Source organism: Pantoea sp. X-Soil-MYKO-1785 (assembly GCF_059730675.1).
The window spans coordinates 327,134-350,162 of sequence record NZ_AP036001.1 but is presented as its reverse complement, the minus strand read 5'-3'; the positions used below and the strand labels follow the sequence as shown (position 1 = coordinate 350,162).

At 57.5% G+C, this 23,029-nt stretch carries 20 protein-coding genes and 1 pseudogene; 5 read left to right on the top strand and 16 right to left on the bottom strand.

Annotated elements, in window-relative coordinates; genetic code table 11:
• Positions 1-335 precede the first annotated feature (335 nt).
• Both AC6I8D_RS21610 and AC6I8D_RS21605 read right to left on the bottom strand, forming a co-directional pair.
• The gene (locus AC6I8D_RS21610) at positions 336-755 is read right to left on the bottom strand and encodes a bleomycin resistance protein (RefSeq protein ID WP_497820907.1); all 420 of its coding nucleotides are present in this window, start codon (positions 753-755) and stop codon (positions 336-338) included.
• A 46-nt stretch (positions 756-801) separates the two neighbouring features.
• The gene (locus tag AC6I8D_RS21605) at positions 802-1,686 is read right to left on the bottom strand and encodes a LysR family transcriptional regulator (protein ID WP_497820906.1); all 885 of its coding nucleotides are present in this window, start codon (positions 1,684-1,686) and stop codon (positions 802-804) included.
• Between the two features lie 193 nt (positions 1,687-1,879).
• Between AC6I8D_RS21605 and AC6I8D_RS21600 the strand changes: the two genes are divergently transcribed.
• Positions 1,880-2,731, top strand: coding sequence for a Vmh family MBL fold metallo-hydrolase (locus AC6I8D_RS21600; protein ID WP_312757373.1), 852 nt, complete (start codon positions 1,880-1,882; stop codon positions 2,729-2,731).
• Positions 2,732-2,809: 78 nt separating this feature from the next.
• Here AC6I8D_RS21600 and AC6I8D_RS21595 read toward each other — a convergent pair whose 3' ends face one another.
• A complete protein-coding gene (locus AC6I8D_RS21595; protein ID WP_497820905.1) occupies positions 2,810-4,228 on the bottom strand; it encodes an amidase in 1,419 nt (472 codons plus the stop codon).
• A gap of 110 nt (positions 4,229-4,338) precedes the next feature.
• Here AC6I8D_RS21595 and AC6I8D_RS21590 point away from each other — a divergent pair, with 110 nt between their 5' ends.
• Positions 4,339-4,902, top strand: a complete 564-nt coding sequence (locus AC6I8D_RS21590; protein WP_497820904.1) for a TetR/AcrR family transcriptional regulator — start codon at positions 4,339-4,341, stop codon at positions 4,900-4,902.
• 87 nt (positions 4,903-4,989) lie between these two features.
• Here the strand turns inward: AC6I8D_RS21590 and AC6I8D_RS21585 are convergent.
• The 4 genes and pseudogenes from AC6I8D_RS21585 to AC6I8D_RS21570 all read right to left on the bottom strand — a co-directional run.
• A pseudogene (locus tag AC6I8D_RS21585) lies at positions 4,990-5,319 on the bottom strand (beta-barrel domain-containing protein); the annotation flags it as partial.
• 151 nt (positions 5,320-5,470) lie between these two features.
• Entirely contained in the window at positions 5,471-5,647 is a 177-nt protein-coding gene (locus AC6I8D_RS21580) for a hypothetical protein (protein WP_497820903.1), read from the bottom strand.
• 540 nt (positions 5,648-6,187) lie between these two features.
• A complete protein-coding gene (locus AC6I8D_RS21575) occupies positions 6,188-6,859 on the bottom strand; it encodes a hypothetical protein (protein ID WP_312757991.1) in 672 nt (223 codons plus the stop codon).
• A gap of 109 nt (positions 6,860-6,968) precedes the next feature.
• Entirely contained in the window at positions 6,969-7,883 is a 915-nt protein-coding gene (locus AC6I8D_RS21570; RefSeq protein ID WP_497820902.1) for a LysR family transcriptional regulator, read from the bottom strand.
• 98 nt (positions 7,884-7,981) lie between these two features.
• Between AC6I8D_RS21570 and AC6I8D_RS21565 the strand changes: the two genes are divergently transcribed.
• Complete coding sequence (locus tag AC6I8D_RS21565; RefSeq protein ID WP_497820901.1) at positions 7,982-9,055, top strand: SDR family oxidoreductase; 1,074 nt, start codon at positions 7,982-7,984, stop codon at positions 9,053-9,055.
• A 69-nt stretch (positions 9,056-9,124) separates the two neighbouring features.
• Here the strand turns inward: AC6I8D_RS21565 and rluF are convergent, their stop codons facing one another.
• The 4 genes from rluF to AC6I8D_RS21545 all read right to left on the bottom strand — a co-directional run bounded on the left by rluF (position 9,125) and on the right by AC6I8D_RS21545 (position 13,739).
• Complete coding sequence (rluF, locus tag AC6I8D_RS21560; protein WP_497820900.1) at positions 9,125-10,000, bottom strand: 23S rRNA pseudouridine(2604) synthase RluF; 876 nt, start codon at positions 9,998-10,000, stop codon at positions 9,125-9,127.
• A 111-nt stretch (positions 10,001-10,111) separates the two neighbouring features.
• Entirely contained in the window at positions 10,112-10,597 is a 486-nt protein-coding gene (locus tag AC6I8D_RS21555) for a GNAT family N-acetyltransferase (protein WP_497821059.1), read from the bottom strand.
• Positions 10,598-10,674: 77 nt separating this feature from the next.
• On the bottom strand, positions 10,675-12,657 hold the full coding sequence (locus tag AC6I8D_RS21550; protein WP_497820899.1) for an autotransporter outer membrane beta-barrel domain-containing protein: 1,983 nt from the start codon (positions 12,655-12,657) through the stop codon (positions 10,675-10,677).
• 191 nt (positions 12,658-12,848) lie between these two features.
• A complete protein-coding gene (locus tag AC6I8D_RS21545) occupies positions 12,849-13,739 on the bottom strand; it encodes a MurR/RpiR family transcriptional regulator (protein WP_497820898.1) in 891 nt (296 codons plus the stop codon).
• 469 nt (positions 13,740-14,208) lie between these two features.
• Between AC6I8D_RS21545 and AC6I8D_RS21540 the strand changes: the two genes are divergently transcribed.
• Both AC6I8D_RS21540 and AC6I8D_RS21535 read left to right on the top strand, forming a co-directional pair.
• Positions 14,209-16,338 carry a TonB-dependent siderophore receptor gene (locus tag AC6I8D_RS21540; protein ID WP_497820897.1) on the top strand — a complete coding sequence of 710 codons (2,130 nt, stop codon included), beginning with the start codon at positions 14,209-14,211 and terminating at the stop codon, positions 16,336-16,338.
• Positions 16,325-17,530, top strand: a complete 1,206-nt coding sequence (locus AC6I8D_RS21535; RefSeq protein WP_497820896.1) for an ABC transporter substrate-binding protein — start codon at positions 16,325-16,327, stop codon at positions 17,528-17,530. The genes AC6I8D_RS21540 and AC6I8D_RS21535 overlap by 14 nt, the downstream gene beginning before the upstream one ends.
• Here AC6I8D_RS21535 and AC6I8D_RS21530 read toward each other — a convergent pair.
• The 5 genes from AC6I8D_RS21530 to AC6I8D_RS21510 form a co-directional block, all read right to left on the bottom strand.
• Positions 17,468-18,457 (bottom strand): XdhC family protein, encoded by a 990-nt coding sequence (locus AC6I8D_RS21530; protein ID WP_312053955.1) that lies wholly within the window; start codon positions 18,455-18,457, stop codon positions 17,468-17,470. The genes AC6I8D_RS21535 and AC6I8D_RS21530 overlap by 63 nt on opposite strands.
• Entirely contained in the window at positions 18,454-19,020 is a 567-nt protein-coding gene (locus AC6I8D_RS21525; protein ID WP_497820895.1) for a nucleotidyltransferase family protein, read from the bottom strand. Before AC6I8D_RS21525 ends, AC6I8D_RS21530 begins: the two co-directional genes overlap by 4 nt.
• 110 nt (positions 19,021-19,130) lie before the next feature.
• Positions 19,131-21,476: a xanthine dehydrogenase family protein molybdopterin-binding subunit gene (locus AC6I8D_RS21520; protein WP_497820894.1), complete on the bottom strand. Its 2,346-nt coding sequence runs from the start codon at positions 21,474-21,476 to the stop codon at positions 19,131-19,133.
• Positions 21,473-22,465, bottom strand: coding sequence for an FAD binding domain-containing protein (locus tag AC6I8D_RS21515; protein WP_312053950.1), 993 nt, complete (start codon positions 22,463-22,465; stop codon positions 21,473-21,475). The genes AC6I8D_RS21520 and AC6I8D_RS21515 overlap by 4 nt, the downstream gene beginning before the upstream one ends.
• Positions 22,462-22,950, bottom strand: coding sequence for a (2Fe-2S)-binding protein (locus AC6I8D_RS21510; RefSeq protein ID WP_312053949.1), 489 nt, complete (start codon positions 22,948-22,950; stop codon positions 22,462-22,464). Before AC6I8D_RS21510 ends, AC6I8D_RS21515 begins: the two co-directional genes overlap by 4 nt.
• Positions 22,951-23,029: the final 79 nt, after the last annotated feature.

Sequence of the window (23,029 nt, the reverse complement as noted above, 5' to 3'; positions counted from 1 at the left end):
GTCTAAATAAGGCAGATCGGCCATGCAATTGAACAGGGCCAGTCAAAAGTGAGTATAGCTAAGCCGCAAAAATTTAAAGTTCTTTGGCGATCTTTTTATTCAGCCTGAGCACAAACTTTCCGGCCTGACGGGCAACCGTCTAATGCGAATAAAATAATATCCGCTTGTTACCCGGCAGAAACGCTAACGGCGGCTTGAAAGTTTAACGCTGACATGATTATCGATATTATCCGGAAATGTATTACAGCAGCCGGGGCAGTTTGCTAAGCCGCGCCAGCAAGCAGACAGAGGAAATAACAGCCGCGCGATATCTGTTCAACGCACCAGTCGGTGTCTCAGGCCAGGTATTGGCTGAAACGCAGCAGATAACCGTCCGGGTCCTGCACCAGAAACTCCCGCTGGCACATCGTTGTGTTTCCTGTCACATAATGATTGTCCTGCACCGGCCGGAACAGCGGAATGCCCTTATGCTCAAGGCGTAAAAGTATCGGTTCAATTGCCTCAACCTCAATCTGAAAATTAACTCCACGTCCGAACGGTTTTTCCAGTGGCGCGGTTTTCCAGCCTTGCGCGTGATATTGCTCAATCATTAACTGTGCGTCGCCGAAGTTGAGATAGGCGAAATCCGGATCCTTGCGCCGGTTCTTCAGCGCAAAACCGATGATATCGACATAGAAAAATAATGAAGCCGCGAAATCACTCACGGTCAGCTCTGGCACCATCGGGTTCCAGTAGATCGGCTTGTCATCAATCATTTATAGCGCCTTTTATCCTGTCTTTTAACTACCGGAATCGGTCCGATCAGCTTATCTGAGCGATAGTGCCCTGCAGCTCATCGAGAAACAACCGCAGCGCGGCGGACTGGTGCTCGCGCGACAGATAGAGTCCCCAGATGCCGAATGTTTGTGGCCGGTAGTCGGGGAGCAGTTGCACCAGCTTGCCGCTCGCCAGGCTGCTGCGGGCTTCCTGCTCGGGCACCATCGCCACCCCGCAGTCGGCAATAGCCGCATCACACAACAGCGATGAGATGCCGGCACTGAAATTTCCCCTGACCGCCACGGCGATCTTTTCACCCTGGGGGGCGGTAAAATGCCAGCTTTGTCCGGCAAATCGGCTGTAATAGAGGCAGTTGTGCGACGATAACGCCTCTGGCGTCCGTGGCGTTCCCTGTTTCGCCAGATAGCCCGGCGAGGCACACAGAACCGAGCGACATTCGCCGAGCCGACGGGCAATCGCACCCGGCTCCGGTGCGTCTGTGATGCGGATCGCCAGATCGATGCGCTCGCCGATCAGGCTGACCGGCTGATTGTTAATCTCCAGCTCAATACGCAGCGCCGGATAACGTCTAAGGAAATCGGGAATTGCCGGACCGACCAGGTGAGTCGCGGTAAAATGCGCGCAGGCGATACGCAGCGTACCGGCGGGCATCGCCTGCGTCGACTCCTGCTCAATCTCCTCCGAAAGCCGTGCCAGCTGACGGGTTCGCAGCAATATCGCCTCGCCGGCGGGGGTGATGGTTAACCGACGCGATGAACGGTGCAGCAGGCGGGTCCCGGCCCACTTTTCCATCTCCTCCAGATAGCGGCTGACCATCGGCCGCGAAATGCCCAGCGCCCGTGACGCCGCACTCAGGCTGCCCAACTCGCATATCCGGTTAAACACCGCCGCAGCTGTCACGCGATCCATCTCATCACCTGTACGATTTATGAAACTCAGCATCTCTGATTGCGGGAATTCTATCAGATAACAAAAGCCGTAAAATAGCGCTGTGATCTGCAGAGAACACAGGCGGCTGAGTCATCGGCGACGCCGGTGTTCTCTCCTGACGACTTTGCAGAGGTTGGTCAGGAAATGACTCCCGCTACTCAGAGGATTAAAAATGAAAACCACGCTGTTACCGTTAACGCTAATTCTGGCCTCGACCGCCGCCACGGCGGCCCCGCTGCAGTTCGAAACCTACAACCCGCAGCACAACGGTATTTTTGCCGTTTCCTCAACCCTGGTGAGCGGACCGAAAGAAGCCATTCTGTTCGATGCGCAGTTCAGCACCATCGACGGTGAAAAACTGGTTGAGATGATTAAACGTAGCGGTAAAACGCTGAAAGAGATCGTCATCACCTCGGGCGATCCTGATTTTTACTTTGGTCTGGAACCGATTGTGAAGGCCTATCCTGACGTGAAGGTGGTTGCGACGCCGGGCGTGGTGAAGCATATTCAGCAGACGCATCAGGCCAAGCTGCAGTACTGGGGGCCGCAGATGAAGAAGGGCGCGCCGGATAAACTGACCCTGCCTGAAGTCACCGATCAAACCCGCTTCAGCATCGATGGAGAAGTGCTGGAGCTGCGTCATCCGGATGAATACGCCGCTTACGTCTGGGTCCCGTCAGAAAAAACCATCCTGGGTGGAACGGCGATTTCGTCCGGCATTCATGTCTGGACCGCCGATACGCAGACGGTAGAAAGCCGCGCCGCCTGGCGCAAGGTGCTGACTGAAATGCAGGGGCTGAAAGCGACAAATGTCATTCCAGGTCACTACCTCGGCGAACGCCCGGCCGGGAGTCAGGCGGTAGACTTCACCCTGAATTACCTCAAAAGCTTTGACGCGGCCCTGGCGCAATATAAAACCTCATCGCAGGTGATCGGCGCGGTCAAAGCCGCCTGGCCACAGCTGGCAGAAGAAGGGTCACTGGAACTGAGTGCCAAAGTGAATACCGGCGAGATGAAGTGGTAAGCTGAACGCATTATTCACCTGCCCTGACCCGCCGCTCTCCCGGGCGGCGAGTCGTCAGCTGCAACAGATGTTGCCGAATTACTCGCCAGTCAGCAGTGCAGGATGCAGACCTTTAACCGGACTTAACGCTTCAAGCCGCGCGGCAATAGCCAGAATTGTCGCTTCATCGTGCCATTTCCCGGTGATCTGAATGTTGATCGGCAAACCTTCGCTACTCTGACCAAAGGGTAAGGCAATCCCTGGCAATCCGGTGACGTTAAGCGGGACCGTGGCCGCCTGCAGCCAGCTGACATCCACCGTCTGCCCATCAATCACCAGCTGTTCAACTCCATGCTTGTGAGCCGGTGTCGGCAGCACCTGGGTAATCAGCGCATCATAGCGCGAAAAGTATTCGGCATAGCCATCGCGGATTCGCTCGGCTGCCTGTTCCGCGTCGATGTACGCCTGCAGCGGCGTATCGGGCAGTGACAGCATGGTTGTGGCCATTTTATAGATTTCCGCCGGATCCCGGCCCGCTACAGCTGCCGCAAACGCAGGCTTCATCTCCATCACGTGCAGACGGTTGAACACCTCCAGCGCAAAATCACGTTCCAGCGCTGCAATCCCCACCTCCTCAACCTGCACCCCACTTTGTTGCAGCGCCGCCGCCGCCGCTTTCACCACTGCCGCCACGTCCGCATCAACCGGACCAAAGCCGGGTCCGGTCATCCAGCCAATCCGCAATGGACGATCGCCAACGGCCTCGCCCGACTGCGGGCGGGCAGCAGCAGTCGCAAAAGCATCCTGCCCATCCGGACCCGACAGCAGCGAGAAGGCAAGCGCAATATCGCGTACCGAACGCGCCATTGGACCAACATGCCAGAAGCGACGCGGTGCGCGCGGCCAGATACCGGTCATCGGTATGCTGCCATGGGTGGCTTTGATGGAGGTAATACCGGTCTGAGACGCCGGACCACGAACCGAAATGGCCAGATCGGTGCCGAGGCCGAGCGGCGACATCCCGGCGGCAATGGCGGCAGATTCGCCTCCGCTTGAGCCGCCAGGCGTGCGCGTCAGATCCCACGGATTGTTGGTGCGGCCGCTGAGTAAATTGTCGCTTTCAATCCAGTATGAAAATTCAGGCAGATTGGTTTTAGCCAGCAGAATGCCGCCGGCCTTTTTCATCCGCGCCACGCTGGTGGCATCCTGAGTCGGCATCCGATTTTTGAAGATTGGCGATCCGCGCTGCGTCATCACGCCCGCGGTGTCGATCGAATCTTTAACGGTAAACGGGACGCCGTGTAGGGGTCCCAGCGCCTGACCTGAACGGACAGCCTGCTCGGCCGCTTTAGCCTCGCTCAGCGCATTCTCTGCCAGCGTGACAATCGCATTGATCTGCGGATTAGTTTGTTCAATGCGATCAAGGTGCGCCTTAACCACTTCGACCGGTGAAACCTCGCCGTTGCGAATGCGTTGAGCCAGTTCTGTCGCATCGTTAAAAAAGAGTGGATTTTGCATGTTAAATTTACCTACCTGTCATTTGGTAGGTAAACAGTAGATCGCTTATTTTCCACTGTCAACAACTACCTGCCAAATGGTAGGATGATAGCTTCACCGGAGGAGAGACAATGAGTAAGAATGCAAAAGAAGCGATCCTGTCCGCGGCGCGTAAAAGTGCGCAAGCCCATGGCTATACCGGCCTCAATTTCCGCCAGCTGGCGAGTGAAGTCGGTATCAAAGCCGCCAGCATTTATCACCACTTTCCAGGCAAAGCGGAATTAGGGGCGGCGGTCGCCCGACGCTACTGGGAAGATACCGCCGCCGATCTTGACGCACTGCGTGAATCAAACCCGGAGGCAGCGGCCTGTCTGCACCGCTATCCGCATATTTTCCGCCGTTCGCTGGAGAGCGAGAATCGGCTCTGCATGGGCAGCTTTATGTCAGCAGAATATGACGATCTGCCCGAGGCGGTGAAAACCGAGGTACAGCATTTTGCCGATGTGAATATTGCCTGGCTGGCGGCGCGCCTGCAGGAAACCGGCATGACTGACGTGGAGCAGAGTCAGGCACGGGCGCGGGCCATTTTTGCCGCCGTGGCCGGGGCACAGTTGCTGGCCCGCAGTCGTTCCGACATTTCGCTGTTTGATGCGCTGATAACCGATTATCAGGTGGCTGGTCTGCTGCCGGCTTAAGCGCCAGGTTGCGGTCTGACGCTATCCCTGGCGCTTTACTCACCCTCACCGCCAGGGCGGTGAGGGATTCACCCGCGACGGATTTGCTTACCGTTCACGCAGCGCTTCCCGGGCCCGGTTAAGCGGCTTAAGTAAATACTCCATAATGGTTTTGCTGCCGGTGTGGATCTCTCCCATGGCGATCATTCCTGGATAAACCGGAAAGTGTTTCCCTTTTTTGTTGACCAGAGAATCTTTATCAGTCCGGATGTAGACCCGGTAAAAATATTGATCGCGATGAACGTCATCCTGAATGGTATCAGGTGATATTGAGGCAACCTCTCCTTCCAGCCCGCCGTAAATATTAAAGTCATACGCGGTCAGCTTGACCACGGCGCGCTGACCCGGGGTGATAAAGGCCACATCACGCGGGGCGATCGGCAATCGGGTTGCCGGCATCGTCACTCAGCATCAGTTGGGTGACTGTCACACCTGCTGGATCGCTGGTTTTGTTGTCATCAACCACAGCGCCGGTGTTGTCACCCGGGTTCGTTGCGGCTGAAGAGAAAGAGCTGTGATGTTTGCCGCCCTAAGGAAAGAAGATGGCAATACCGGCTAATGCCGCACCACCCGCAAGCGCGTCGCCGGCAATCAGCATATTATCGATACCCGCAGCTTCAACCATATCTGAGGTCAGCGAATAAAAACCGCCAGCGGCGTCATATTCATCAGCATATAAGACGCCGTCCGGGCCCGACGCGAGCATAAACGGCAGTTCTGTCTGACTGACATTCTTTACGATGAACTGGTAATGCTCACCGGTAACCGTATCTTCCCGTTCGAACTGGAATTTATCATCGACTTTTGTGGCTTAGATCTTTTGAGGCGGTTTTCCGTCACTGCTATGGACTTCATTTGAAAAAGGCTGCTGAGGCACATTGACCCGCAGTGATTGATGTGAGTTTAAGGTAAATGCTGAAGACAATTGATAAGAGATTATGTTTACCGCTTCCGTTAACGGGCGTTAAGCCGCTATCAATTACGGAAAAATTCATCTGACCTGCAATAGCCATAATGACCCGGCAGAAAGCCACGCTCTGAATCACGAACGATCAAATAATCGTCCCAATCAGTTACAGCAATAAATTACAGCAATAAATTACATCGTTAATAATTCCAGAGCGAAATTACCAGGCAAGCCGCGAGCCATACGCTGATTAAAGCGCTGAACTCCACCATTCGGCGAAGATCATAGCGCCAGATACCCAGCCCGCTGGCTGCGCAATACAGCGGTGAAAACGGCAGGCTACATTTTGTTCAGCAGACGTCGGTCATCTCGCGCCTGCAGCCGTGCTGCTGCTGGTGACGGGAAGATATAGCTGAATAAATCCCGGTAGAAGTTGAGATGTTTCACCAACCCTTCGTGAATCGTTTTGGTGATGTCTTTAACCAGGAAGTCATGCGTGGTGCTGAAGCTGGCGACGGTGAAAAAGGTTTTATCATAGACGTTAACCATTCCTTCCCACTTCATCACCCGCTCTTCACGTGCGGCGTCATCTGAAGCGACAAAAATCGCCTTATGCGATTTCACACCGTGGTTACTGACATAGGTCAGAGAGGAGTCGTAGCCACGCTTGCTGCGCCAGCGGCAGAATTCATAGGGCACATCGTAACGCGGCAAAAAGAAGTCGGGACAGCGGAAGTTATCATCACAAATCAGTCCTTCCAGCGTCACCGAAACATGCAGGAAATCCTGCATGAAATCAAATTGCCGTGTTTTGCTGCAGCTGACGTTTATGTTGAAATGACCCGCCTGTACATACCAGTAATTGGTAAATCCGGTCACCAGAATACAAAACACCTGCCAGTCACTGAGTTTACGATCGCCTGCCAGCCCTCTGAAGCGGCTAATCATCATCCGTGATTTAGGATGCTGATACGCTTTCAACAGCGGATCGTTCATACCTTTCAGCAACATCAGGCACTCTCCTTAACATTTTGCGCTTATCCTGCCACGCCCTCTGAACCCTGAAAAGGGGTCATCTTCTGAATGTGTCGGCTATGCGGCGTTGGTGCTGAGGCAGGGGTTAATCCTGCCGCTGCAGGCTTTGCTGCTGCAAAGCGGCAAGCTTCTGTTCAAAACAGCCCACCAGCAAACGTACCTTGTGCGGAATGAAACGTGCATCGGGAAAGATGGCATAGAGATAGCGATCCGGCAGCCGGTAGTCAGGCAAAATTCTGACCAGCTTACCGGCCGCCAGCGCCTCACTGGCCATTAACGTCTGTATGCCGCCTATCCCCAGCCCGGCTTCAATAGCCTCTGTCAGCGAGTGACTGTTATTCGAGCGAAAGACACATTCTACCGCGAGCGAAACGCTCTCTTGTGCTGAGACCAGGCGCAACGGCGCATCCGGCTGAAGGCCACTGAAGCGAATGTGAGGATGACGCTGTAAATCGGCGGGCGTCAGCGGTTGACCATGCTGCGCTACCCAGTCAGCGGCGGCCACCAGCACTGTTTCAATCGTGGCCAGCATGCGGACAGCCAGGCCGGCCGGCGGCGCTTCGCTGAGACGGATGGCGACATCGACGCCTTCAGAAATCAGATCGGACAAGCGATCGTCAAGCGCCACCTCCAGCCGTAATGCCGGATGTTGCTGCTGAAACGCCAGCAGCTGCGGCATAAAGCGCTGGCCCAGCCCGCTGGGTAACTGAATGTGCAATTTCCCCTGCAGCGGCTGCGACGTCGGCCGTAACTGCTGCTCCAGTTCATCCATGGCGTGTAACAGTTGCCTGACCTGCTGCAGATAACGCTGTCCCTCTTCGGTTAACGCCATCGCGCGGGTGGTTCTGTGCAGCAGGACCACGCCCAGATCGGCTTCTAGTGCCGCCACCTGCTGGCTTATCGCCGACTGTTTCATCCCGTGTTGTCGCGCAGCTGCTGAAAACGATCCCGCTTCGGCAACGCGAATGAATGACTGATTCGCAGTCAGTTTGTTCTGCATTTAGTGGATTTCTTAATAAGTGTTATCGGTATAGAGGGGATTTAATCACAAAGAAGCCCAGGTGAGACTGTGATTTCACTCCAGATGAGATCGCTATCATGATTAACAGTCAGAAAAAAAACGTCGCGCTGGTGGCAGGCGCGACCGGTATCGTGGGCCAGCAACTTATTCGTGCCTTAACTGCGCAGCACTGGCAGGTCATCAGTCTGAGCCGCCAGCGACAGTCGGACCAGCAGCAGTCAGAACAGGCTCTGGCTGACCTGCTGTCGGTTGATTTGCTCGATCAGCAGCAGAGTCAACAGCGGCTCTCTGCTCTGACTCAGGTCACGCATATTTTTTACAGTGCCTGGCTCAACGCCGCAGATTGGGCCGCGATGGTGAAACCCAACGTGACGATGCTGCAAAACCTGGTCAGCAGCATAGAGCCGGTCGCGCCGCTACAGCATGTCAGCCTGATGCAGGGATATAAAGTTTACGGTGCTCATCTCGGACCGTTCAAAACGCCGGCGCGAGAAAGCGATGCTGGCGTACCGGGTGCTGAATTTAATGCCGAACAGCTTCGCTGGCTGGCCGACCGGCAACAGGGTAAAGCCTGGCACTGGAGCGCGCTGCGTCCCGGCGTGGTCGGCAGCGACCGCCCGGGCAACAGCATGAACCTGGCGCTGAGTCTGGCGCTTTATGCCTCACTCTGTCGCGCTGAAAAGCTGCCTCTGCGCTTCCCGGGTTCAGCGCAGACCTGGCACAGACTGGTCGACTTTACCGACGCTGAATTACTGGCCGACGCCACGATCTGGGCCGGACAGGCATCCGACGCACGCAATCAGGCGTTTAACGTGAATAATGGTGATTTATGGCGCTGGAGTGAGCTGTGGCCGGTGATCGCGGCGTGGTTTGATCTTGAGATCGCGCCGCCCGTTTGCTTATCCCTGCAGCAACTGTTCGGCGATTATCGGCACAGCTGGCGGGATATCGCTGCGGCTAACCAACTGGTTCAGCCCGATATTCTGGCGCTCAGTGACGGCAGCTTTGCCGATTTCGTCTTCGGCTGGCACTACGATATGTTTGGCGACGGCAGCAAAATCCGTCAGGCGGGGTTTCATCAATACCGCGCAACCGACCGGATGTTCTGCGATCTGTTTGCCCGCTTTCGCGCCGCCAGAATTATTCCCTGAGCGCCTCAGTGACAATGGCGAACGCAGACAGCGCGGCCGGAAAGCCTGGCTGGCTGCGCGGCATATCGATTAGCGCCCTTTCTTCCTGCGTCCCGGCTGCGCAAAACGCTTGCGTGAGGCGCTGTCAGGCTCGGCTTTGCCAGAAGCCGGACGGGCCGGGCTTTTCTGCGCTTTTTTTGCTGCGGCGGTTTTAGCCGGCGCTTTCTTTGCCGGCTTATCTTCTGAAGAAGAGTTCTCCAGCAGTTTAAACAGTTCGATCAGTTCGTCATCGGTCAGATCGCGCCATTCCCCCAGCGGCAGACCTTTCAGGTTGACGTTCATGATGCGGGTACGCTCAAGCTTCGTCACTTCATAACCAAAGTGCTTACACATGCGGCGGATCTGGCGATTCAGCCCCTGCACCAGGGTGATACGAAACACAAAAGGCGCTTCTTTTTTAACTTTGCACTTTTTGGTCACGGTACCCAGCATCGGCACGCCCGCGCCCATTCCGGCGATAAACTCATCGGTAATCGGCTTATCAACGGTAACCACATACTCTTTTTCGTGATTATTACCGGCACGCAGAATTTTATTGACCAGATCGCCGTGGTTGGTCAGGAAAATCAGCCCCTGAGAATCTTTGTCCAGACGGCCAATCGGGAAGACCCGCTTGCTGTGGTTCACGAAATCGCTGATGTTGTCGCGCTCACCCTCTTCCATAGTCGTGATAATGCCGACCGGTTTGTTCAGCGCAATCAGCACTAAATCATCTTCATCACGCGGCTCGATAAGCTGACCGTTCACTTTCACCACATCGCCTGCAAAAACCTGCGCGCCGACAGTGGCGCGTTTGCCGTTAATGAAAACGTTGCCCTGTTCGATATATCGATCGGCGTCGCGACGAGAACAGATTCCGCTCTCGCTGATGTATTTGTTGAGACGAGTTGATGAGTGAGTCAGCATGGTTCCTCCAAAAAACGCGGACTATACCTTACCGGCGTGGGCTTGCGAAGTGTTTGCGCGCGAAACTTTTCCGCTGCTGAAGCGCGGCCCGGCCCGGCTTAACGGCGTGACTCAGTCAGACGGCGCTGACAGGTCAATGGCCATATCCATACAGCGCAATCCACTGCCGGCCAGCTTTGAAGGATAAACACTTTCTCCCAGCAACTCGAAGCCATGCTGCAGGTAAAAGCTGGCGGCGTTAGGGGTGGATGCAAGCGTCAGCCGCCGGTAGCCACGGCGCTGTGCTTCCGCTTTGATGGTCTCAATAATCTCGCCCGCCAGCCCCTGGCCGGTGAAGCCAGGCAGGGTAAAGATCGCCTCAACGCTGCCGGCCGCCAGATCCAGCGAGCCGGTTGCCACCGGCTGGCCGTCAGGACCGTCGATCACCAGGAAAGGATTCTCGCGGATCATCGCCGGAAAGCTGACGGGCATCCGGTCCGGCGTCCAGGCGGCAATCACCTCGGCTGCATACACCGACTGGCAGCCGTGGCGAATCGCCTGGTTTCTGATATCCCACAAGATTGTTGCCTCTTCAGGTGAAGCCCGTCTGACCTTCATCATCCTCTCCTGCCTCATTAATGCGCACCGTCTCGCTACGTTATCACACCGCTTCCCTGCAGTGCGATCGCCGCCGATCAGAAGCGCGCATTGAGCCCGACGTTCCAGCTCACCTGATGATATTCGCTGTTGCCCGCCACCGCAGAGACGCCTGCAAACGCGGTCACCGCCGTGCCAAGCGGCACGCTGGCCCCGACCGCCATATCCAGCCAGTTATCATCGCCTGCTTCGCGGGTGCGGGTAAACGCCGTGCGGGTCGATTTCAGTCCGGCCGTCACCGCAGAGTCACTGTCGCCAAACTGATGGTTGTAACTGACCTGCGCCCACGGATTGATCAACAGCTGCCTGCTGTCGATGCGCCAGCCGACAGACCCGACCTGCGAGTGCAGCGTCTGATCGCCAAAGCGCATGGCGCTGCTGCGATTGCCCTGCTCCTGATAGCCTGAGACCCGGCTATAATCCAGCGCATAGCTGGCAACCGGACCGGTGGAAACATACTGGCCGAGCGGCAGATCCCAGCCGGTTTCGATGCGCATTCCCAGCAGCTTACCATCAGTACTGCCCTGCTCGGTCCGGGTGGCCGGTCCCAGCCTGACCTGACGCTCAATATCATCAAAATCGAGATCGGCATAGTGCAGATCGGCGTTAATCCAGCCCTGATCAAACAGCCGCAGCTGACTCCACAGCGCCACCAGATTGCCACGCAGTCGGTAGTCGTAACGTGACGATGGCTCCTGACGCTGCGACGTCGCGGAAAACATCGCCCCGGCCTGCCAGCTGTCGTTTAGCTGATAACCGATACCGACCGCGCCATTGGCGGTGGTGGCATCGCCATCCTGATAACTGTCGCCGCGGAAATTCCGTGACTGACCGGCATAGCCACCGAAAACGGTAAACTGTCCAGCGTCGGCGGGCTGCTGGCGCTGCTGCTGCAAATGCCCTTCCAGAGTATTCCGCGCATCCCTCACCAGCATCAGCGGCGACTGGCTCAGCGCCGCCACCTGCAACGGCGCATCCAGCACCGACTGAATATAGTCAGCGATCAGGGCATGCACCGCCGGGCTGGGATGCAGACGATCCGCAAACAGATACTGCTGCGCCTGAGAGAAGCCCGGCGTGGCCGAGGTGCAATCCATTGCCGAGACGCCAGGCGGACAGGCCATGCCTGCGCTGTTGCTGATGCCGTACTGGCCCGGATTGTCGATCACCTCATTGAACAGTCCGTTGATATCGACCCGCGCGATATTGCCGCCGGTCGCCACCAGCCCCTGCTCTTCGAGCTGGTTATAACGGTCGGTCAGCGTCGCCGCAGTGTCGCTTAACAGTTGCCAGGCGGCAAACAACTGTCGGGCGATCGCTTCACGCACCAGCGGAATGGCCGGGATCTGATCGGCAGCCTGGCGGAATGCCGCCTCAATAGCCTGCTCACGCGCCGCCCGATCGGGCGTTGTGACGCTGCTTAACGACTGGAACAGCGCTGCTATAGCCGGTTCCGCCACCGGGCCAAGCGGTTGCAGGATGGCCTGCAGCAAAGCCGGCGTCGCCCCAACGTTTGGCACCGTCGGCACCACCACGGTTCCCGCTCCGGCCGCCAGCAGCCGGCTGACCTGGTCGGCCGCAGAGCGGGCACTGTTATCGATCACCTGCACCGCATTCAGCGGATCGGCGGCGGCTGCAGCCAGATCGTTACCGCCGATCCAGTGAATATAGAGGCCGTTGCCGTCAGCGCGACCGCCACTGGCGGCCAGATAACGGTCGACCTGATCCTGACTGTTGTACTGCGGATTAAGCGCCGGCACCGCCACCGCTCCTCCGGCAGCATAGTTACTGCCACCCTGGGACGACGGCTGCAGGGTTTGATTCAGCTGTTGCGCCAGTATCTCGTCATATAACGGATGGGACGCCGCATCGTAGGTGAAGCGGCCCACATTGCCACCGTCGCTCAGGCTATCGCCAAACACGGTGAGTTGACTCCAGGCCGCTGCCGGCAGCGGCGACAGCAGACTCAGGGTGGTTATCGCTGCACTGGAGAGCTGGTGTCGCGCGTGAAAGGATTTCATCTTCGGCTCCGCACAAGGTAACAGGGATTAAAAGAAGCAAAAAAGAGGCTCAATCTCGCAAAGCAAAGTAAGCGTAGTCGGCAGCAGAAAATGGCAGCAGAAAAGCCGCGATCGGGATCTCAAAGCGGGAAAATTTGGTCAGCTGCGGTGTCTCGCCCGGCAGAGATGACGACCGCCGGGCACTGCAGGGACTATTTTTTACCGGCAGGTTTCAGGCCGCGATAGAGATCCTGCAGCCGTTTCATGGTTTTGACCGTGCGCTGCGGGAGCGTGGACGCCACCGAAAGGATCAGCATCTCCAGACAGACCATAATAGTGCCGTGCAACGGAATCCGGCCGTTTTCACCGCCGCGCGGAACGTTAATCACCACATCGGCTTCGCGGGCAAAAAACGACTCGGTGGCATTAGTCAGCAAAATAATCGGAATTCCCAGCCGTTTTGCCTCGCGGACCACGGTAGTGCCTTCGCGGTGCGCCGATTGTTGCGCCATCATCACCAGCACGTCACCGCGCTGAAGTGCCAGCATCTGTTCGGCCAGCGCAATACTGGCGCGATTAAGGGAAAACGCCGGCAGCCCGATACGATTCATCAGGCGGGCGCTGTAATCCGCCAGAATCCCGGAGGCGTTAATGCCAAAAATCGCCACCTGACGCGCCTCCGCCAGCAGCGCCACCGCATCGGCGACGGCGACCCGGTTGTGCGGCAGCGACATTACCTCACAGGCGCGCCGGTGCCCCTCCAGTACAAAATCAATCGAACTGTTAACGTCGCTGGTCACTTCGCTGACGGTGGTGATCATCTTATCTTCAGAGGTCAGCGACGGACCAAACCACGCCTGCAGCGTCTGTTTCAGGTCGCGCAGGCCGCTGAAGCCCAGCGCCTGAACCGCCCGGATCACCGTGGCATCGGAGGTCTGATTCGCCTGCGCTATCTCCATCGCGGTACTTTCCAGCACCGTTTCCCGTTGTTGATCGATGTAACGGGCCACCGCCAGCAGCCGGGGCGACAGCTGCTTTTCCCGCGAACGCAGGCGCTCACCAAAAACATCGACCCGATTTTTGCCGGTCCTTGCCTGTTTCATTTTTAATCCTGCTGGGTGAGTGGTCGGTCGGGCAATAGGGTTCACCCGCGCTGAAGCGCGCTGATTTTAACCTGAACGCTGTAGTTAGCAAGATAATCCACGCTGTCATTGACCTGACAATACTGGGGATTTAGTCGGTCATCAATACAGGATTTTATTATTTAAATTTATATATCAACGTATTAAACGTTGTCATCCCGCCATTTAATGGCCAGGTCCGGCTCCGATTTTCTGTAGTGTTTTCATCATTATTTATGTTTACTACTACACCAGCCAATGTTTGAATGATTCTCAATTACAGATGAGAAGTATTGTCGTCGCCGCAGATTGCCCTTCTGATCCGCGCCGCTATCGCCGTCCGATCACTGTTTATTCTCTGCGTTTTGCAGAATACCGCCAGGGCGGTCAGCAGCAGCCCGCGCTGTGCTGAACCGTAAAGCATGACTCGCTTCAGACATGAAAAGAAAAAATGACCAACCGTTCAGATAAAAGTACAACTCCGGCACGCCATTCGGCGCTGGCGATGGCGATCGGCAGCGCGCTGTTTGTGATGCAGGCACAGGCTGCAACCGTTGCCGGCACGCCGGATATCACCGTAACCGCCGACAACAATCCGCAAACGGGTTACACCAACAGCCAGAGTAGCGTGGCCAGCAAAATGCCCACCGCGCGACTGGATGAGGCACAATCGATCAGCACGGTCACCCAGCAGCAGCTGGAGGATTACCAGGCCAGTTCGCTGGCGGATGCGATGCGCTTTGTCAGTGGCGTAGCGGAAGCGAATACGCTGGCCGGCACCGAAGATGGTTTTGTCCGGCGCGGATTTGGCAGTAATGCCGATGGATCGATCTATCGTGATGGCATCCGCAGCAGTCAGGGACTCAACTTCGATGCCACCACCGAACGCGTTGAGGTGCTGAAAGGCTCGGCCTCGCTGCTGTACGGTATTCAGAATCCCGGCGGGGTGATCAATGTGGTCAGCAAAAAACCGCAATATAACTGGCACAGCACAGTCAGCGGCCGATATGTCAGCGAGGGTGGCGGCGCAGGTACGCTGGATGTGACCGGCCCGCTGGGTAACGGCTTTGCGTTTCGACTGATCGCTGAGCAGCAGAAGCAGGATTACTGGCGTAACTTTGGCAGTGAGCAACATACTCTGCTGGCCCCGTCTTTACAGTGGTACGGCGATCAGGCGAGTTTTTTAATAAGCTATGCCGATTACCGCTATGACATTCCTTACGATCGCGGCACTGCGTTTATTGACGGCAAGCCGATCGACATCGGTTATAAGGATCGTCTGGATGACACCGCTAACCACGCCTGGGGGCACAACAAAACCCTCAATGCGCACTACGAATGGCAATTTAATGATGAGTGGCGTACCCGTTTCACCCTCGGCTGGAACCAGCGTCGCTATGACAACAATGAAGTCCGGGTGACGGCGGTCAATGTCACCACCGGTGCGGTGACCCGTCGGGCCGATGCCAATCGAGGCTTCAACCACAAGACCAAATACCTGAGCTGGGATCTGCTGGGCAACCCGGAGATCGCCGGACTGTCGCACGCGCTGGTGGTCGGCACCGACTATGAGATGAACCAGACTTATCGCGCCCACCAGTATCAGGGCAAGGCGACCAGTAACTTCAATTTCTTCCAGCCTGAATATAACCAGTTGTCGCCGCTGACTGACAGCAGCACAGAAAACAGCGCTAACGCTAACAACCTTAACCGCATTCATAGCCGTTCGATCTACGCCAAGGATAGCGTGACGTTGTCACCCGAGTGGACCGTTGTCTTTGGCGGACGCTATCAGCATTATGAACAGCGCGCCTCTAAAGGCTTTGATCCGCAGGTCGAAACGCTTAACGATGAGGGCAACACGTTTCTGCCACAGGCCGGGATCATCTATAAACTCACGCCCGCGTTATCGTTCTACACCAGCGTGAGTAAATCCTTCACGCCGTCCACCGACGTGGACGACGCGGGCAACGTCGGCAAACCTGAACAGGGCACCAGCTGGGAGATCGGCAGCAAATGGCAAGTCTCACCGAAACTGTTTGCCTCTGTCGCGCTGTATCGCATTGATGAAAAATCGATGTCGCTCAGCATTAACGGCACCACCCGCGCGATTGATAAAGCCCGCTCCAGCGGCGCTGAATTTGAGCTGAATGGTGAAATCGCACCCGGCTGGGATCTCAGTGCTAATTACAGCTATGACCAGGCCGAAATCATTAAGGATCGGGTCAATCCGGATAACAACGGTAACCGGCTGCAAAATGCGCCACGTCAGGCCGGGGCGCTTTATCTGAGCCATGAATTGCAGTTCAGTAGCCTGCCCGGCACCTTCCGGCTGGGCGGCGGTGCACGCTATACAGGCAGCCGTGCGGGCGATCCGGATAACAGTTTCACCCTGCCGGATTATGTGGTGGCCGACAGCTTTGTCGCCTGGAATCATCGTCTGTTCGGGCAGAAAACCCAGCTGCGGCTCAATCTGAATAACCTGTTCGATAAACATTATTACAGTTCAAGCGGCGGCAACCTGCGCGTCCGCGAAGGCGAAACCCGTAATCTGATGGTACAAGCCAGTGTTGAATTTTAATCCGCTCGCCCGTCTGCTGCGTAACAGCCTGTTACTGATCGGCCTGGCCTGCGCCAGTTCGCCAGCCGGGGCGCGCACCCTGACCGATATCACCGGACAAACGGTCAGCGTGCCGGATCGGCCACAGCGGATTGTGCTGGGCGAGAGCCGGATGTTGTACAGCATCGCGCTGCTGACGCCCGGTAATCCGCTTCAGCAGATTGTCGGCTGGCCGCAGGATCTGAAGAAGTACGATCCGCAGACCTGGCAGATTTTTGCCCGCCAGTTTCCGCAGATGCTGACGATTCCGGCCCTCGGCCAGCAGGGCGTGAATGACATCAATCCGGAGCAGGTGATCGCGCTGAAGCCCGATCTGGTGATCCTGCCGCAGCTGGCACGCAACAGCGATGCCGGGCTGCAGCTGGAAACGATGCTGAAAGCGGCAAAGATTCCGGTGCTGAAGGTTGATTTGCGGGTTCATCTGCTGAAAAACAGTGAGCGCAGCATGACGTTGCTGGGCGAAGTGTTCAATCAGCCGCAGCGGGCAGCCGACTTCAATCGTTTTTATCGCAGCCACATGCAGCGAATAGCCAACCGGCTGGCACGCTATCACGGGCCGAAACCGACCGTGCTGCTACAGTTGCATCTCGGACGGCGCAGCGAATGCTGCGTCACCTCAGTAAACGGCAACCTTGGCGAACTGCTGCGCTTTGCCGGCGGCGAGAACATTGCCAGCCAGCAGGTTAAAGGGGTGTTCGGACGGCTGAGTGAGGAGCAGGTGATTGCCGCCCAGCCTGACTACTATTTCGCGACCGGGATCGGCAACGCTGATGATCCGGGAGCCTTAACGCTGGGTCCGGCCGTCTCAGCCGCCCAGACCCGCGAAAGCCTGCTGAGACTGACCCAACAGCAAAATGGCCTGAAGCAGCTGCGGGCGCTGCGTGATGGACACAGCGGTGCGCTGTGGCACAACTTCTATCTCAGCCCATGGCATGTGGTCGCAACCGAGTTTTTCGCTGCCACGCTCTATCCTGAGCTGTTCCAGGATGTTGATCCGCAGCAGACGCTCAGGCAGATGTTCCAGGAGTTTCTGCCGATTCCGTTGTCAGGCAGCTACCTCTATCGGCTGGCGCCGATCAATGCCCCGCCGTCAGGCAGCCGGCAGCGAACGCCCGAGGTTCTTCACCCGGACGATATCAGCCATCACCGATAGCGCGATCTCCGCCGGGGTTTTACTGCCAATCGGCAGGCCAATCGGGGCATGGATGCGGTCCAGCTCGCTGCGATCCATCCCCGCAATCTGCTGCAGCCGCGCCCGACGCTTTTCGCTGTTCTTCACCGATCCCATGATGCCGATATAAAAGGCGGGTGTGGCGATCGCTTCCATCATCGTCAGGTCATCAATGCGTGGATCGTGGGTCAGCGCCACGATCGCCACGGCCGCATGCGCCCCGTTCAGCTCCAGCCAGCGCGCCGGATGCTGGCGCACCAGCGTAACGTTATCCGCTGCGCCGAAATGCCGCTCCAGTTCATCGAGCATCCCGGGACGATGCTCGCAAACCCGCACATGAAATCCCAGCATCTGGCCCAGCCGGATGCATTCAAACGCCACGCTGGAGTAGCCGGCCACCAGCAGTTCCGGGATCGCGCCGACCGGTAAGCGTACCAGCTGGTCGCTGACGCTGAGTGCGGGCAATAGCCGATCCGCCGCCATCGCTTCCCACTGCGCGCGCTCACCGGGCCGGATCAGCTTCACCATCGGCTGCTGGCCGCTCAGCGCCCGCTGCATCGCGCGCAGCAGATCCAGACTGGCGGTATCGGGCGGCAAATATTCAATCATAATTTCCAGACTGCCGCCGCACGGCAAACTGACATTCGGCCGCATACCACCTTCGCCATAACGCACCTGCTGACTGCTGGCACGATAAGCGCCGGTCGCCAGCTGGGCTAAAAAGTCCTCTTCGATGCAGCCACCTGACAGCGAACCGCAGTATGCGCCCGCCTGATTGACCGTCATCAGCGTACCGGGCGCACGCGGCGACGAACCGTAGGTACGTAACACCGTACACAGCCAGACGGATTGCCCCGCTTCGCAGCTGCTTAATGCCGCGTTAATCACCCGTTGATCGAGCGTAATCATGAAAATTCCTTTATCGCCTGCAAATCAGCTGGCAGATCAATATCATAAACACAGCCGCGATCGCTAAGGGGCAAGCGAACCGCGTCACGTTTGACTATTGCCTGCGCGCCCACATCACCCAGTAAGCCGGTTAACAGCGGGTAATAGTGCCGCTGAAAGCCGACCGGATGGCCCGGTATGCCGTCGACCCAGGGTCTGACCACCGCCGCATCGGCCAGCGCTGCGCTGACGGCCCGATAGCTGTCGGCGGTGATCAACGGCATATCACCGAGTGCGATCAGCCAGCCGTCGTATTCGCTGCTGGCAGCAACACCGGCGGCAATGGAATCACCCAACCCGTGGCTGTCGCACAGCACCGCCGTCGCCGGATCGATCAACGCCCGAATCGCTGCCTGCTCCGGACGGGTTACCACAAACAGATCCAGACCGCTGGCCGCCGCCTGTTGCAGGGTATGCTGTAACAGCGGCTTGCCGTTCAGTTGAGCCAGCAATTTGTGTTCACCGCTCTGCTGACGAAAACGGCGGCTGAAGCCCGCCGCCATCATCACAATCGCTATCTTCAAAACAGCCTCTCCCGCTGGCGATAAAAACGGGCGCAGGATTGGCCCTGCGCCCGTAAACCTGATCTCAACGCCGGCGGCATCAATTGCAGCCGGCCCGGCATCCGCCGTAATCAGATGATTTTGTCGAGGGTGATCGGCAGGTCACGTACCCGCTTGCCGGTAGCATGGAAGACCGCATTACTGATCGCCGCCGCCACGCCAACGATGCCCAGCTCACCGACCGCTTTACCGCCCATGGTGGTCGCCTCAAAGTCAGGTTCGCCGACGTTGATGGTGGTGATGCTGGGAATATCACCGTTAACCGGCACCAGATAGTCCGCCAGGTTATTGTTGATTACCCGACCGTTGCGAGGATCGATAATCCCCTCTTCCATCAGTGCCTGACCGACGCCCATGATCATCCCGCCGATCCACTGGCTGCGCGCCAGTTTAGGGTTATAGAGCCGACCGCTGTCGAGTGCCGCCACCATGCGTTTCACCCGAATGGTGCCGAAATCTTCATCAACCCGCACCTCAACAAACTGTGCGCTCCAGCTGTGGGCAGAAAACGCCTCTGGCCGGCTCATGTCGTTGAGGTTACGCACGATTTTGTCGCGCTCGCTTTGCGGCATATCGTCCGGGAAGGTGCCGCCTTTCACGCTCAGGCTGTCGGCCGGAGCCAGCGTCGCCAGCTGGGTAAGAGAGATGCGGGTACCGCCGCTGTGCTGAATCGCGCCATCCTGCAGGGTAAACTGCGAAACCGGCAGGCCGTTGAGCGGCGACGCGGGCAGCTCACTGGCCAGAGCCAGCAACCGTTCGCGCATTCTCTGCGCGGTATCGTTCACCGCCGCCGTCAGGTTACCCGCCAGCTGCGATCCGCCTGCCACGCCTGCGCGCGGCAGCGCGGTATCACCCAGCTCAACCTCAATGGTTTCCGACCGGACACCGAGATGATCCGCAGCGGTTTGCGCCAGAATGGTATAAGTGCCGGTTCCGATATCTGCGCCGGCGCACTGCACCACAAAGCGGCCCTGCGGCGTCAGGATGATTTTCGCTTCGGCCGGCAGCCGGTTGACCGGATAAGTGCCGGAGGCCATGCCCCAGCCAATCAGCTCACGGCCTTCACGCATGGAGCGCGGCGTCATAATGCGCTTATCCCAGCCAAACGCTTCTGCCCCTTTCTGGTACGCCTCTTTCAGCCGACGCGAACTCCACGGCAGATCGAGCTGATAATCTTTATCTGCCCAGTTGCGCAGACGCAGTTCCAGCGGATCGATGTCCAGCGCATAGGCCAGCTCATCCATCGCCACTTCAAGGCCAAACGCACTGGGATTCTCGCCCGGCGCACGCATCCAGCCAGGCGTGACGGTGTTAATCGGCCGGACCTGATGCTGTGCCGACACGTTGCTGACGGCGTACATCCGGGCGGTCACTTTGCTGCAGTTTTCGGCAAACACATCAATCAGCGAGGTTTCGCTGAAGCTGCGCTGAATAATCGCCTCAATTTTACCGTCACGTGAAGCGCCCAGTTCCAGCTGCTGGGAGGTCGCCGGACGTCCACCCAGGCCGGTAAAGGTCTGCGGTCGGGTCAGCGACACTTTAACCGGACGGTTCAGGGCGCGCGACGCGACGCTGGCTAATGCAACGTGGGTATAAGGCACCGGTTTGGACCCAAAACCCCCGCCGACATACGGTGAAATGATGCGTACTTTTTCGGTCTCAATCCCGAGCCATTCGGCGATTTCAACCTGCGCGCCCGCCACCCACTGGCTGGGTTCCCAGACCGTGATCTGACCTTCGTGCCAGTGCGCGATGCACGCATGCGGCTCCATCGGCATGTTGTATTCGCGCGGGGTGGTATAACGCTGGTTGATACGCACCTCGGCACTGTGCATCGCGGTGGTCGCATCGCCCAGATCAATGTCCTGCTCTGACATCTGCTTATGCTCGACGCCCTCGTCGGTGGCAAACACCCGCGCCGGCGTGGTTTCATAGTCGATCTCGACCAGCGAGGCGGCCCAGGTCGCCTGCTCAAAGGTTTCGGCGATCACGATGCCGATATTCTGGCCGTTGTGAATGATCACATCATCCTGGATCGGGGTGTAGGTGGACTGCGCTGCGCCACCATCAGCAATCGCGGTCGGCTTGTTAATCTTTAACGGATTCAGATGGGTATAGACCGCCAGCACCCCATCAGCCTGCAAGGCTTTTTCGGCTGACAGGCGGGAAATGCGACCGCTGGCAACGGTTGACTGGAGTACGACCCCGTACAGCGGATTTTCTGGCTGATGTTCGATGGCATAACGCGCTTCACCGATAACCTTCACCCGGCCGTCACCGCGCGATCGGGCCGCGCCCAATCCTTCAATCGGGCTGCTGGCTTGTGCCGTCGCCGTGTCGGCGGTGGAAGCGTCAGGGATCTCTGCTGCCGACCGCGCCTGTTGAGCCTGGCGGTCGTTAGGCTTTACTTCACTCATGCGATCTCTCCTGCTGCCATTAGCGCACGCGCTATTACGCGCGGTGCCAGCTTCACTTTATAGGCGTTATGCTCCAGCGCCTGGGTTTCCTGATTGATCAGCTCTGCGGCCTGGAATACCGTCTCTTCATTAAATGGCTGTCCCTCTAACGCCTGCTCAACCCGCGTGGCACGCCAGGGTTTAGTCGCAACGCCGCCCAGCGCGATATGCACCTGACGCATCACGCCGTTTTCCAGCGTGAACCCGGCGGCTGCGCTGGCGGCGGCAAACTCATAGGAACTGCGATCGCGCACTTTGAGGTAGTGTGAGCGTTGCAGGGAAGCGGTTTGTGGCACTTCAATCGCCACAATGATCTCGTCATCGCGCAGATCGTGTTCCTGATCCGGGGTCTCACCCGGCAGCAGGAAGAAATCATCAATGGCGATCCGGCGACGCTCGCCCTGCTGATTCTGTACTATCACTACCGCATCAAACGCCACCAGCGCCACCGCCAGGTCACCCGGATAGACCGCAATACAGCTGTCGCTGGCACCCAGAATAGCGTGGTTACTGTTTACGCCCTGCCGTGCGGCACAACCGGAGCCGGGATTACGTTTATTACAGGCCGAAAAAGTCGCCGGATCGCGATAATAGGCACAGCGGGTGCGCTGCCGTAAATTGCCGCCCAGCGTGGCCATATTGCGGATTTGCGGCGACGCGGCCTGCCATAAGCTGCCGTAGATAGCGGGCGCATGCTGCTGACAGGCGGGATGATCGGCCAGCTGGCTCATGGTGGTCAGCGCGCCGGCGCTGATTTTGTCATCATCAAAACTCAGGCTGCGGAGTTCGGTCAGGCCGTTTATGCCAATCAGCTGCGGCGGGTTAAACACGCCACATTTCATCAAATCGAGTTGAGTGGTGCCGCCCGCCAGAATCTGACTGCCAGAATGCTGTTTTAACGCTGCGGCCTCGCTGGCTGACTGCGCGACTTTCCAGTGGAATGGGTTCATGCGGACTCCTTCGCCATTTCGGCTGCCGCCTGTTTAATGGCATCGACAATGTGCGGATAGGCTCCGCAGCGGCACAGGTTGCCGCTCATGTATTCACGAATTTCATCGTCCGATCCGGCATGGCCCTCTTTGATGCAGGCGACGGCCGACATGATTTGGCCTGGCGTACAGTAGCCGCACTGGAAGGCGTCGTTTTCGACAAAACAACGCTGCACCGGGTGTAATTCACCGCTGGCAGATTGCAGTCCTTCAATGCTGGTCACCTCAGCGCCGTCAGCCTGAGCGGCCAGCGTCAGACAACTCAGCACCCGCTGACCGTTAACCAGTACCGTGCAGGCCCCGCACTGTCCCTGATCGCAGCCTTTTTTGGTGCCGGTAAGGTTCAGATGCTCACGTAACGCATCAAGCAAAGTGACACGGGGATCGATTTGCATCGGGTATGGCTGGCCGTTGACCTGCATTGTTAGCGATATTTTTTCTGACATTGTCTGCTTCCCATTGTTGGGGGCTAAAAAGTGTAATTTTTTTATTAGTCTGTTTCGGACGGGATATAAATCGGGGAGA